The organism is Sphingobacterium psychroaquaticum (assembly GCF_004421025.1).
In the GTDB taxonomy this organism is placed as follows: Bacteria; Bacteroidota; Bacteroidia; order Sphingobacteriales; family Sphingobacteriaceae; genus Sphingobacterium; species Sphingobacterium psychroaquaticum.
The window spans coordinates 3,529,505-3,542,731 of the sequence record NZ_CP038029.1 but is presented as its reverse complement, the minus strand read 5'-3'; the positions used below and the strand labels follow the sequence as shown (position 1 = coordinate 3,542,731).

Annotated in this window: 13 protein-coding genes; 6 read left to right on the top strand and 7 right to left on the bottom strand. The window is 41.0% G+C overall.

Annotated elements, in window-relative coordinates; genetic code table 11:
• Positions 1-42: 42 nt before the first annotated feature.
• Together E2P86_RS14655 and miaA are read left to right on the top strand one after the other, a co-directional pair.
• Entirely contained in the window at positions 43-636 is a 594-nt protein-coding gene (locus tag E2P86_RS14655) for an IS1096 element passenger TnpR family protein (protein ID WP_085474326.1), read from the top strand.
• A gap of 79 nt (positions 637-715) precedes the next feature.
• Complete coding sequence (gene miaA, locus E2P86_RS14650) at positions 716-1,624, top strand: tRNA (adenosine(37)-N6)-dimethylallyltransferase MiaA (RefSeq protein ID WP_085474325.1); 909 nt, start codon at positions 716-718, stop codon at positions 1,622-1,624.
• Between the two features lie 210 nt (positions 1,625-1,834).
• On the opposite strand, the gene E2P86_RS14645 is transcribed toward miaA, so the two are convergent.
• The 4 genes from E2P86_RS14645 to recJ form a co-directional block, all read right to left on the bottom strand.
• A complete protein-coding gene (locus E2P86_RS14645) occupies positions 1,835-2,902 on the bottom strand; it encodes a branched-chain amino acid aminotransferase (protein WP_085474324.1) in 1,068 nt (355 codons plus the stop codon).
• A 98-nt stretch (positions 2,903-3,000) separates the two neighbouring features.
• A complete protein-coding gene (locus E2P86_RS14640) occupies positions 3,001-4,518 on the bottom strand; it encodes a GH3 auxin-responsive promoter family protein (protein ID WP_085474323.1) in 1,518 nt (505 codons plus the stop codon).
• Positions 4,519-4,543: 25 nt separating this feature from the next.
• Positions 4,544-5,278, bottom strand: coding sequence for an LPS export ABC transporter ATP-binding protein (gene lptB / locus E2P86_RS14635; protein ID WP_085474443.1), 735 nt, complete (start codon positions 5,276-5,278; stop codon positions 4,544-4,546).
• Positions 5,279-5,392: 114 nt separating this feature from the next.
• Positions 5,393-7,087 (bottom strand): single-stranded-DNA-specific exonuclease RecJ, encoded by a 1,695-nt coding sequence (gene recJ / locus E2P86_RS14630; RefSeq protein WP_134433619.1) that lies wholly within the window; start codon positions 7,085-7,087, stop codon positions 5,393-5,395.
• A gap of 115 nt (positions 7,088-7,202) precedes the next feature.
• Between recJ and E2P86_RS14625 the strand changes: the two genes are divergently transcribed.
• Entirely contained in the window at positions 7,203-7,988 is a 786-nt protein-coding gene (locus tag E2P86_RS14625) for an MBL fold metallo-hydrolase (RefSeq protein WP_085474321.1), read from the top strand.
• 28 nt (positions 7,989-8,016) lie between these two features.
• On the opposite strand, the gene E2P86_RS14620 is transcribed toward E2P86_RS14625, so the two are convergent.
• The gene (locus E2P86_RS14620; protein ID WP_134433618.1) at positions 8,017-8,589 is read right to left on the bottom strand and encodes a YceI family protein; all 573 of its coding nucleotides are present in this window, start codon (positions 8,587-8,589) and stop codon (positions 8,017-8,019) included.
• Between the two features lie 199 nt (positions 8,590-8,788).
• On the opposite strand from E2P86_RS14620, the gene E2P86_RS14615 reads away from it, so the two are divergent.
• Both E2P86_RS14615 and E2P86_RS14610 read left to right on the top strand, forming a co-directional pair.
• On the top strand, positions 8,789-9,268 hold the full coding sequence (locus E2P86_RS14615) for a cation:proton antiporter regulatory subunit (RefSeq protein ID WP_085474319.1): 480 nt from the start codon (positions 8,789-8,791) through the stop codon (positions 9,266-9,268).
• Between the two features lie 4 nt (positions 9,269-9,272).
• On the top strand, positions 9,273-10,517 hold the full coding sequence (locus E2P86_RS14610; protein WP_134433617.1) for a cation:proton antiporter: 1,245 nt from the start codon (positions 9,273-9,275) through the stop codon (positions 10,515-10,517).
• Between the two features lie 165 nt (positions 10,518-10,682).
• On the opposite strand, the gene E2P86_RS14605 is transcribed toward E2P86_RS14610, so the two are convergent.
• Both E2P86_RS14605 and E2P86_RS14600 read right to left on the bottom strand, forming a co-directional pair.
• Positions 10,683-11,012: a metal-sulfur cluster assembly factor gene (locus E2P86_RS14605; RefSeq protein ID WP_085474317.1), complete on the bottom strand. Its 330-nt coding sequence runs from the start codon at positions 11,010-11,012 to the stop codon at positions 10,683-10,685.
• A gap of 11 nt (positions 11,013-11,023) precedes the next feature.
• Positions 11,024-12,172 (bottom strand): glycosyltransferase family 4 protein, encoded by a 1,149-nt coding sequence (locus E2P86_RS14600; RefSeq protein WP_134433616.1) that lies wholly within the window; start codon positions 12,170-12,172, stop codon positions 11,024-11,026.
• Between the two features lie 63 nt (positions 12,173-12,235).
• On the opposite strand from E2P86_RS14600, the gene E2P86_RS14595 reads away from it, so the two are divergent.
• The gene (locus E2P86_RS14595) at positions 12,236-13,213 is read left to right on the top strand and encodes a polyprenyl synthetase family protein (RefSeq protein WP_085474315.1); all 978 of its coding nucleotides are present in this window, start codon (positions 12,236-12,238) and stop codon (positions 13,211-13,213) included.
• Positions 13,214-13,227 lie beyond the last annotated feature (14 nt).

The following is a 13,227-nucleotide window of genomic DNA, read 5'->3' as shown; positions in this document are numbered from 1 at the left end:
TTGTAATTTTAGGGGGCAAAATAATTATACGATACGATTAAAATGGCTATTTACAGATTTCGAGTGACTTTTGAGGATTATGAAGATGTTTATCGTGAGATAGATGTGACCTCGAAAAGTACGTTCTTAACGTTACACGAAACAATACACAAATCGACGGGATACATTATTAATGTACCTTCTTCGTTTTATGTGAGTAACGACCAATGGAAAAAGGGTACCGAAATTGCACTTTTACCAACGGATAAAAAAAATGCTGCTGGGGTGTTGAAAATGGAAGATATCCGGTTGAGTAAGTTTATTGAAGACCCGCATCAGAAATTTTATTACATCTATAACTTTGATCGTCCCTATGATTTCCATGTGGAGCTGATCAAGATTTTAAAAGAAGAGGAGGGGAAAGAATATCCCGAGGTATTCAAGACGGTTGGTGAAGTACCGAAGTCTGCTGCGGCAGCCAATTTTCCTGTATCTACGGGGGTGGACGATGACGATGATGAGGACGACGTGCCAGTTGATGATACAGAATATGGTGTAGATGATGAGGATGATTTTGATTTGTTCGATGACGAGGAAGAAGGAGAGAGCGAAGACGGGAGTGAACAGCAAGAAAAAGGCTACGAGGACGAGTACTAGGGCCGGTTTTTCTTGGTAAACAATACAAGATAAAAGGGAGACCTTAAGTGAAAGCTTAAGGTTTTTTTATGAAGTCGTTATGGCAGAGAATAAAAAAACATTAATTGTTGTTGTTGGTCCCACCGCGGTGGGTAAGACGGCTATGGGAATTGCTTTGGCACAACATTTTCAAACGGAGATTATATCGGCAGATTCGAGGCAGTTCTATAAAGAAATGACGATTGGTACGGCAAAACCTGATGCGCTAGAATTGGCGGCCGCTAAGCACCATTTTATTGATTCCCACTCCATTGAAGATGAGTATTCGGCAGGTGACTTTGAACGCGATGCTTTATCACTTTTGGAGACATTATTTGAGCAGCATGATGTCGTTGTAATGGTGGGTGGTTCTGGCTTGTTTGTACGTGCGGTATGTGAGGGCTTAGACAATCTGCCCAAAGCTCCAGTCGAAGTGAGAGAACGGTTGAATGCGCGATTGGCAAATGAAGGGATAAACGTATTACAAGAAGCACTAAAGGAGGTGGATCCGGTTTATTATGCAACAGCAGACATTCATAATCCGCAACGCGTAATTCGTGCATTAGAAGTATTTGAAGCGACGGGACAACCCATTTCTTCGTTTCAAGTAAGTGGGGGAGCAGATCGTACTTTTAATACCATTACCATCGGACTAAATATGCCACGCGAGGCTCTTTACGAACGTATTAACTTACGCGTTGATAAGATGATCGACGCAGGCTTAGTTGAGGAAGTTAAAAGATTGTTCGCTTACAAGGAAAAGCCGGCATTACTTACCGTAGGCTATGCTGAAATTTTTGATTATTTAGACGGTCATATTTCTCTAGAGGAAGCGGTGGAAAAGATTAAACAGAATACAAGAAGATATGCGAAACGACAAATAACCTGGTTTAAGAAGTATGGAAATACGACCTGGTTTGAGCCAAACGATCAAGAAGGGATATTAACTCATTTGGTAACGCAGATGTGACAAAATATGGAAACCAGATGTTGCATAATAATTAATTAATGACACGTGTTTTGCATTTCTATTAATTCATAATTTAGGTTAATAATTGGTTTGGATCCCTCTTTGTCGCCCGACGATGAGGGATTCTTTTTTTACGTAAAAAAAGAGGCTGTTAAAAACAGCCTCTTTTTATTGTGTTTCTTCGTATTTGTCCGAATAACAGTATTTATATTAAACGATAAAGTTCCAACCAAATGGATCTTCAGTTTTTCCGTAACGCAATTGATTCAAATAATCTAACACTTTATTAGAGAAGTCTCGTCCTTCAACTGGTGGCAATTCATAATCTGTTCCGTTAAAACCAATGCGTGAAATATGGGTGATGGTTGCAGCCGTTCCAGCAGCAAAAGCCTCTGTTACTGAGCCATTTTTGATGCCATCGATAAGCTCCTGAACGGACACTTTTCGTTGTTCTGTTTTGTATCCCCATTTATCCGCTAGTTCGATAATCGTACGACGTGTTACACCGTGTAAGATGGTGTCACCATGTGGTGTAATAATGGTATCGCCAATGCGGAAAATTAAGTTTGCAGTTCCTGCTTCTTCGATATATTTATGTTCCAAGGCATCGGTCCACATGATTTGGTCATAGCCTTCGTCATTAGCAAGTTGTGTTGGGTATAAGGATAATGCGTAGTTCCCTGCATTTTTAGAGAATCCAACACCGCCTTCCGCAGCTCTGGTGTAATGTGTTTCAACCTTTAAGCTGATTGGTTTACTATAATATGCACCGACAGGGCAACAAATAATGATAAATTTATACGAAGCAGATGGGTGAACTCCCAAGGCCGCTTCCGTTCCGAACATGAAAGGACGGATATAGAGCGAAGTACCTTCATTAGAAGGAACCCAATCGCGATCAATATTAAGGAGGGCTTTTAATCCTTCAATAAAAATCTCTTCAGGTACCTCAGGCATCTGTAAGCGAAAAGCCGATTTGTTAAAACGTTCATGGTTCTTGTCGGGACGAAAAATGCTAACAGTACCATCTGCAAATTTATATCCTTTAATACCTTCAAAGATTGCTTGTCCATAATGGAGGGCAGACATGGATGGGCTGACGGATAAATCACCATATGGCTGGATACTGACGTCGGTCCATGTGCCATTTTCATAATTAGCAACTAGCATGTGGTCAGCCATAATCTGACCAAATTTCAAATTGTTGAAATCTACTTGCGAGAGTCTCGATTGTTTTGTTGGCTCTACGCGAATTGAATAAGTATTCGTCTCGCTCATTTCATTAAAATTTTAGAATGTGCAAGTTAGAAAAAAGAATCAATAGATACCCCATACAGCGGCTGTATTTTTAGTGGGTACAGGATAAAGGATAGTTGCTACCGCGTACCCATTAGCTCTAAAATAGGCTCTATATGCTCTCTGTTATTCGCTAGTCGTGGAACTTTGTTCTGCCCACCCAGTTTACCGCGGGACTTCATCCAAATGTAAAAGGTATCAGGGGCTGCATTGTGGATAATAGGGAAGCCCAATGCCATATCTTTATAGCGCTTGGCATCGTAGTCCGAGTTGATTTCGCGCAATGTTTTGTCTAACACTTCGCTGAACTGTTGCAAGTCTGATGGTTGGTTTTCAAATTCGATAATCCATTCATGTGCACCGGCTTTACCGTCATTGAAATAGATCGGACCAGCGGTATAGTCTTTGATTACAGCTCCAGTCGCTTTGCACGCTTCACTCAGTGCTTTCTCGGCATTGTCAACAATCACTTCTTCCCCAAATGTGTTGATGTAATGTTTCGTTCGACCTGATATTTGAAAACGATATGGCGATAGGGATGTGAATTTAATGGTGTCTCCTATTTTATAACGCCATAATCCTGCATTGGTCGAGATAATGAGGGCGTAGTTTTTTCCGATTTCGACTTCGCTCAGGTCTAATGTTTTCGGGTGCTCTTCATCGATATGTTCCATAGGAAGAAACTCGTAGTAGATTCCATAATCTAACATGAGCAATAGGTCCTCCGAATCCGAGCGGTCTTGTAAGCCAAAATAACCTTCCGATGCGTTGTAGTTTTCCAGGTAATACATATCCGCAGAAGGGATCAGTTTTTCAAACTGTTCACGATATGGTTTAAAGCTAACGCCACCATGACCATAAAACTCTAGATTTGGCCACACCTCCAACAGATTGTCTTTACCCGTGATTTCGAGAATACGCTTTGCCATAACGAGGTTCCAGGTTGGTACACCCGCTAAGCTGGTTACATTTTCTTTAATGGTAATCTGTGCTATCTGCTCTATCTTTTCCTCAAAATTTGGATTCAAAGTTACCTCGAGGTTGGGGGTGCGTTTAAACTCCGCCCAAAAAGGCAAGTTACGGATCAGAATGGATGAAAGATCGCCATAGTATGAATCGGGGCTGAAGTTATTGATCTGGGAAGAACCTCCGATCACCACCGATTTGCCTGTAAAAACTTTGTTTTCGGGTCTGTTATGACAGTAGATGGACAGCATATCTTTACCACCTTGGTAGTGGCAGTCTTCTAACGCTTCCAAACTAACTGGAATGAACTTCGATCGATCTGACGTTGTGCCTGAAGACTTGGCAAACCATTTTATATCAGAGGGCCAGATAAGGTTTTGCTCACCTTTTATCATTCGGTCTACATATACCTTAACGTCTTCGTAGTCTTGAATTGGTACTCTATTTTTATACTCTTCTGGAGTTAGAATACTGGTGTAATCATATTTTTTACCCCATTCGGTTGCTTCTGCGGTAGAAATTAAGCTTTGGAACCATTCCTCTTGTACATCATGTGGGTATTTCATGAATAGTTCGATCTGATGAATACGTTTCTTCATGATCCAAGTAAAGAGAGAATTTAATAGCGCCATCGTTTATCTTACGTTAAAGCTTATGTTAGAGTTTTTTTCTTCTTAATTCAAAGTGTCTTCCGAGATAGAATTTACGTGCGAGTTCATTGTCCGCAATTTCTTCGGGAGTGCCCGTCAGCATGATTTTACCTTCCGTTAATAAATAGGCGCGATCCGTTATGGATAAAGTCTCTTGTACGTTGTGATCTGTGATAAGCACACCAATGTTCTTTCTTTTAAGTTTGGAGACAATGGTTTGAATTTCCTCAACGGCAATTGGATCGACCCCGGCGAAAGGCTCATCGAGTAAGATGAAGTGTGGATTAGCAGCTAGCGCACGTGCTATTTCTGTCCGTCGGCGTTCTCCTCCAGATAGTAAATCGCCTCGATTCTTGCGTACACGGTGCAAACTGAATTCTGTTAACAACTCTTCTAATTTTGCTAAACGCTCTTCCTTATTTTTGTAATGGATTTCCAGTACGGCTAAGATATTGTTCTCTACGGATAGTTTGCGAAATACAGAGGCTTCCTGTGCCAGATAGCCTATCCCTTTCTGCGCACGTTGAAACATAGCATCCTGTGTGATATCTTGATCATCCAGGTATACATGACCATCGTTAGGCTTAATAAGTCCTACAATCATGTAAAAGGAGGTTGTCTTACCGGCACCGTTTGGTCCGAGCAATCCGACGATCTCACCTTGTTCCACATGGAAAGAAACATCATTAACAACGGTACGTTGCTTGTACTTTTTGACCAGGTTTTCTGCCTTTAGTATCATCTTCTCCATTAATCGTTTGATTACAAACTTATATAAATTTATGTAAATTTAATATCCACCCATGCAAGCCTTTTCTGTGTATATATAACGCTCAATTACAGTGAAGGTTTTTTGTTAAAATCGAATAGCCTTAATGTTCAATTGTAGGTTTCTCTTTCCTCGCCAGTTGTTTTCCTCAATGGTGTAGCATACATCGAAGGAGGCTCCGCTGTTTATGGTGTCTATGTATTCAGACAATCCAAAGCCAATACATTCAAAAGCTGGAGAGTCTCCTTGTCTTATCGTTATCTTAATATGATTACTACCTACAATATATCCCGAACCTTCGACGGCTCGTGAGACGAAAATAGGAGCTTCATTCTGGGGGCCGTACGGCTCAAATTGTTTTAACAGTCGATAGAATTTACTGTCAATATCTGTTAATTTGATAGCTGTTTCAATGAGGACCTCCTGTTGGAGCATTTCGGGTTTAATGGTGCCACTCACGACATCCTCAAAACGCTGCTGAAACGCATTCAGATTCTCAATGGGCATGGTTAATCCCGCTGCATATTTGTGGCCACCATATTGATCCAATAAATCGCTACATTCACTCAGTGCCTCGTAGAGGTCAAAGCCCAGTACCGAGCGTGCCGAACCTGCAATATGCCCATTTGTTTTGGTCATAATTATGGTTGGGCGATAATACTTCTCCGTTAACCGAGAAGCAACGATACCGATCACACCTTTATGCCAGTCTTCTTTATACAGGACGGTAGACTTACGCTTAATCAATACTTCGTCGTTATCAATTAAATCAAGAGCTTCTTCTGTGATGCGTAGATCAAAGTCTTTTCGAAGGTTGTTTTGATCGTCGACTGTCGCCGAGAAGTCTTTTGCTTCTTGCAACGATTTTGAAATCAGAAGTTTTACCGCATCTTTGGCATGTTCTATTCGTCCTGCAGCATTGATGCGGGGACCTATTTGGAAGACAATATCATTGACTGAAAATTGGCCTGTTTTATTGGAGGAAAGATTAATTAACGCTTGTAAGCCACAGTTAGGATTGGTATTCAGTTTCTTGAGCCCATAGTGGGTCAATATTCGGTTCTCTCCTGTAATTGGAACAATATCCGAAGCGATACTGACAGCTACCAGATCAAGGTACTGATAAGCCAGCTGGATATCCATATCGTTTTTTTGAATAAACGCTTGTATGATTTTAAATCCTATTCCGCAACCCGACAGCTCCTTGTAGGGGTATAAACAATCCACACGTTTCGGATCCAATACTGCTACGGCTTGTGGTATTTCGGGCCCTGGTAAGTGGTGATCTCCGATAATGAAATCGATGTTTTTCGATGCTGCGTAATCGATTTTATCATTTGCCTTGATACCACAATCTAAAGCGATAATCAAAGAAAAGCCATGTTCTGCTGCATAATCGATTCCTTGGGTAGAGATTCCGTAACCTTCGCTATAGCGATCAGGGATATAAAATTCCATACCAGTGTGGAAGTCTCGAAAGAAACTATAGACGACGGAAACAGCTGTTGTACCATCTACATCGTAATCGCCATAAATAAGGATTTTCTCTTTGTTGCCTATGGCCTGTTCAATACGGGAAATCGCTTTGTCCATATCCTGCATTAAAAAGGGGTCATGCAGCATGTCTAAGGAGGGACGAAAGAATGCTTTTGCTTGATCGAAGGTGAGAATGCCGCGGTTGATAAGTAGCTCAGCGATGACGGTACTTATGCCCAGTTCATCTCTCAGTGTGTTCACTTTATTGACCTCATTTTTTGGCTTTACTACCCACCTTTTTTGCATATCTTTGCGGTTGTATTAACGTGTAAATATACGTTTTGTAAATTGGTTTACCTAATGAGCTCTAGGCTCGGTAGATTAAGATTCTGAAACATACTTGTTTACAATTAAATTTAAAATGGTACAAGCATATTCTCTATACGAGGGCTCTTTTTCAGTCGATGCTAGTAAGGCTTTTGTGCCTTTTGATGCAGAAAAAGATGACCCATTAACGCGAAAAGGATCTATTTTCGTCCATGTACATCCGTTCTTGATTGTTGCTGATGATGGTTTGATTCTATGTGATACAGGATTGGGCTTTAGGGCTGAAAATGGAAATCTGGTGATTCATGAAAACATTCGAAAATTAGGCTATGAGCCGGAAGATGTTAAGTATGTCTTGATGTCGCATCTTCATAAAGATCATACCGGAGGTTTGGTGGATTTTAAAGACGGTGTAGCTCGTGTTTCATTCCCGAATGCGGAGTATTTCGTGCAACAGGGAGAGTGGGAGCAAGCCTATGCTGGAGAAAATTCATCGTATAGGACAGATATTTTCGATGTTATTCAACGTAGTGGAAATTTGGTTTTGGTGGAAGGCGATGGTCAGGTCAATCATCAAATATCCTATGAGCTGAATGGAGGGCATACACCAAATCATCAAGCTTTTCATATCCATACAGGGGGGGAGCATTACTTTTTTGGTGGGGATGTGCTTCCTGAACCCGAAGAGATTTTTAAGAACTTTATTGCCAAATACGATTACGATGGTAGACGGGCAAGAGACTTACGTCAGCAATACTGGGAGGAAGGCCGTGTAGCAGAATGGGTTTATTTATTTTACCACTCCAAAACGATAGCTATCGGACAAGCGGAACAGAAGCCGGATGGCGGATATAAGATTATCGACGTTTCTGTAAAATAAAAGAAGGGCATTTTTAAATGCCCTTCTTTTATTTTGTCGCTTTGACAAGAATATTTAGCGTAAAGTAATCCTCAATTGCTTTATCACCGAGATCGGCAAAGAAGCTTGATGAACGATATTTGATATCAAAATCCAATCGATTTATCTTTACATTTTTTGCCTCGGCCTCCACCTCATTTCCGCTAATACGTACCACATTGATCGGAAAAGAAATCGATTTTGTTTTGTCTTTAATCGTTAGATTTCCAGTGACCGTAGGTGTACTTTTGCTGTTATCTACTTTCGTGATTACAAATTTAGCGGATGGATATTGCGGAACGTTAAAGAAGTCTTCATTCTTGAGATGTCCGGTTGCTTTAGGTGAATCTGTGCACTGTAAAGAATTCATGTCGATCATAAATTCTCCACCGACAATTTTGTTCTTGTCAATAGATATTTGCCCATTTTTAATTGCGATAGTGCCCACATGTCCACCTACTACTTTTTTGGCATCCCATTGAATATTGGAGGCTTTCAGATCTAGTTTTAGGGTGCTTTTTTGCGCAAATGAATAGCTGCATACACTGATAAGAAGTGCGAGTAACAAGGTTAATTTTTTCATAATTTTTTTTGATTTCTGTAGCGCTAAAGATAGGGATTGAAGTGATTTGCTGTATGTAGAAAAAGCCTGCGTTTTGTAATATTTTTAGCGCAAATACTGTCAGGGAGGCGCGGAGGGATTCCAATTGTTTATACGGTCATTTTTGCTTAAATTTGTGTGTATTACCTGTTGTTTGCAATAAACACAATAAATTTATACTATGTCAATAGTTAGAGAAACCGACTTGATTGGTATCGGGAAGAAATACCAGATTGAGACCGAAGCTGGCGATAACATGATTGTGGTGATCCATGATGATGGTAGACGTGAACTATACCGTTCGGAGGATGATGACAGCGAGACACACTGCGTTATGACACTGTCGGATGAAGAATCGCGTCAGGTTGCCGGGATTTTGGGTGGATTATCGTATAAGCCGAAATCGTTAGAAACGATTGAGGTGGCTTTAGATGATTTACGTATCGAGTGGTATAAAGTAGGGGAGTCAAGTGATGGCGTAAACAAAAGTATTGGTCAGTTGGAAGTGAGACAGCGCACCGGCGCGTCCATTATTGCGGCCATTCAAGAGGATGAGACCGTGATCAACCCTGGGCCGGATTATGTTATTACCCCGGGAGCGACGCTTGTTATTGCCGGAAAAAAAATGAATATCAAATTACTTAAAGAGATCCTTATATAGTTTTATGCTTTCACCTACCCTGATTCTTGAAGTTGGAGTTGCTGTCTTCTTGGTGGCCGTTGTTGGTCTTTTAGCCAATAAGTTACGTTTTTCAGTTATCCCGTTCTTCATCATCATCGGTATGGTTTTAGGGCAACATGCGCCTCAATTTTGGCATATCGATCTTAAATTTACAGAAAGTAAGCCGTTCATCGACTTTATGGGACGATTAGGTGTCCTATTTCTCCTTTTCTATCTGGGATTAGAGTTCTCGGTTGGGCGGCTTATTAAGTCGGGAAAATCAATTGTTACTGGTGGGACGGTTTACGTTCTTCTTAACTTTGTCTCGGGTCTCTTGGTGGGGTGGTTGATGGATCTCCCTTTTAAGGAAATGATGGTGCTCTGTGGCGTGATGACTAGCTCGTCTACGGCTATTGTAGCCAAAGTGTTGACCGATCTCAAACGAACTGCGAACCCGGAAACAGAGGTGATCATGGGGATGATTATGTTCGATGACTTGTTTATCGCCATGCATATCTCCTTTTTATCGGGATTGATCTTGACGGGAGGTACCTCGTTTTGGTCAGTTGCAGGAACTTCCTTACTGGCCCTTGGTTTTATTTTAACCTTCCTGATTCTAGGACGAAAATTGGTGCCTGCGATTGACAAGCTATTGCAAGATAAAAGCTCCGAACTCTTTATATTGATTGTTTTCAGTTTATTATTTTTAATTGCTGGATTTTCAGAAACGATACATGTGGCAGAGGCAATTGGAGCATTGATGGCAGGTTTGGTCTTTGCCGACTCCAAATATATAAAGAAGATTGAAGGGATGATTTTGCCATTTAAGGACTTCTTTGGAGCGATGTTTTTCTTTAGTTTCGGTCTTTCTATCGACATGTACACACTGGGAGGAGCTGTGGGATGGGCTGCTTTAGCAGCAGTTGTAACCATTATAGGCAACGTGGCATCCGGATATTTTGCAGCACGCTTTTCAGATATGAAACCACGAACTTCTTTTGATATTGGTTTTACATTATCCGCGCGTGGCGAATTTTCTATTATTATGGCAAATATTGGTAAAGCAGGCGGATTGCTTCCTATTGTGCAATCTTTCGTTGTTGTGTATGTATTAATCTTATCTATTGTATCACCGCTCCTAACAAAAGAGTCTCGTACGATCTGGAACAAGTTGTTTGGAAAGGATCAACAACCCAATAAGCCAAAGAAAACATTGAGTCAATTAGAAGCGTCAATAAAACAACCGTAGAAAAATATAGAAGTAAAACGGGACTGTTTAAACAGAGCAAAACGTCATTGCGAACCTGAGGAACGAAGGTGTGGCAATCTTTTAGAGATAAAATTAAGGAATACTGCCACGTCGCTACGCTTCTCGCAGTGACGTGGTATCGTCCATTTGAAGACGCTCGTTTTTTTATAGGAAACCTAACTCTAATTTAGCCTCTTCACTCATCAAATCTTTCGTCCAGGGTGGGTCAAAAGTTAACTCCACTAAGGCTTCTTTAACGCCCTCTACAGCGGCAACTTTTTGTTGAACTTCGTCCATGATTTGCCCCGCAACAGGACAGCCTGGAGCTGTTAACGTCATCACAATCTTAGCCGTGCCGTCTTCTTTTGTAATGATTTCGTAAACAAGACCTAAATCAACAATATTTGCAGGCTTTAGTTCTGGATCGTATACCGTTTCCAGTTGTGCCTGTATCTCTTTTGCGAGATTTAATTTGTCCATTATGATAATACTCATCCTCGTCTTTTTTAATGCTTTATGCTATCGTATATTTCAAGAAGCTTGCTCAGGTTCGACTTTACGGTATAGTTTTTTTCGTATACCGTACGACAGTTTGTTCCTATCGTATCTTTGGTTTTATTCTCCAAATTGTCCCACTGATTCAAAACGTCTTTGATATCTTCCTTATTATAGGGGTCAAAAGAAAGTCCCGTATACAAAGGTAAGACCATTTCACGTAAAATACCAATATTACTAGCGAGGACGGGTGTAGAATAACCAAAGGCTTCAATAATTGTCATAGGCATTCCTTCATAGCATACTGAAGGAACAATAAGCGCATTGGCGGTAGAAAGGGCAGATGCGAGTTTCTCCTGCGGTTGGAATCCCATGTAAATAATGTTTGGATATCTATCTTGCATTTCTTCCACACGTGCTTGTTGTGGGCCTGTACCATATACTTTAATGGTATAGTTTGTCTCCGCCATGGCCTCTAACAAGGGTAGGATTCCTTTTTCCTCCGACAGCCGGCCAATGTATATAAAGTCTGCAGTACGCGCTTGGTTGGTGGGTTGAACATCTGCCGAATTCGGGCGAATAACAAATTTACTTGCCGAGACGGGAAAGGTGGAATGCGCAAAAAGATCTTTGGCAAACTGGGATAAGACGATATAACGATCGATGCTGTTCCAGGTGCCTATTTTGCGATGCCACCAGTAGGTGAAAGCCGTTAGAAGTGTTTTCGGTAGGGAGTGGTCCAATACCCGTTTCTTGATGGCTTCCCATGGGAATTGTTGTTGCAGACTCTTTGTGAACAGCTGACCATTAAAGAATAATGTTGCGGAAGGGCATAGCAAGCGAAAGTTATGAAGGGTCATGACTATTGGAATATTCTTTTGTGCAATCCTCCGGATTATCCAAGGGCCAATCGCATAATGTACATTGTGAATATGTACAATGTCGGGTTGGAATAGATCTATCTCCCGCATGATGTCTCGACTTTCTGATATATTAAACGGGTATGAAAAATATTGCAGCAAGCCGGTAACTCCTTTTTTGTTTTGTGCGGAATAGGTTTTTACGTCGTGAATCTTCGAGAGTTCTGCGACTTCCTTGCGGAAAACAAAGTCTTCGCCACCAGCGTGTTGATAAAAATTATGGATGATAAAAATGCGCATATTGACCTTTACACAAACTTAGATAAATATTATAGTTATCTTCGCATGACTTAACAAAAATTGATGTTTCAAAATCTTACATACGCCAAGTTGTTCCAAGATTACCTGGATCTTAAGCATTTTCCGGTAAGTCCGTCCAACTTGTACGATCCTATTCGTTATATTTTGTCGCTTTCCGGAAAGCGTATACGCCCTATGCTAGTTCTTATGGGAGCAGCGCTTTTTGATGAAAAGTATATTGAAGAATCACTTCCCGCAAGCGCCGCTATTGAGTTTTTTCATAATTTTTCGCTGATTCACGATGATATCATGGATAAGGCACCGTTGCGTCGGGGACAGCCTACTGTACATCAGAAATGGGATGATAGTGTGGCTATTTTATCGGGTGATGGCTTGCTGATTCAAGCTTATTTGGAATTGGCAAAATGTCCGAAAGAAAAAGTGCCTCAGCTATTGGATGTATTCAATAAGCTGGCAGTGGAAGTTTGTGAAGGACAGCAATATGATATGGATTTTGAAAAGGTTGACCGCGTAGCTGAGTCCGCCTATATCGACATGATCCGTTTAAAAACATCTGTACTTTTAGGTGGAGCGTTGCAGTTAGGCGCTATTCTTGCTGATGCACATCCGGATGCACAAGAGCTTTTGTATGCTTTTGGTGTGAATCTAGGTATTGCTTTCCAGCTACAGGACGATATTTTAGATGTTTATGGGGATCCAGCAACATTTGGAAAGCAGGTAGGAGGTGATATTCTGTCGAATAAAAAGACGATTCTTTATGTGAAGCTTCGGGATCTTGCGACAGATGCGGATCAAGAAGTGTTAACTAATTTGTTGCGCACAGATTTAGTAGCGGAACCGCATAAGATAGAGAAGATGAAAGATCTGTATGCGAAGTATGACATCAAAGGGTCGGCAACACGATTGAAAGAGGAGTTTACAGCGATCGCATACGATAAGCTTCACGCAATTGATGTCGAGATGGGCAGAAAAGATGCTTTATTTAGATTAGCTGATGCATTAATGCAACGAGAACAATAGCTTTTTTTGTTGAA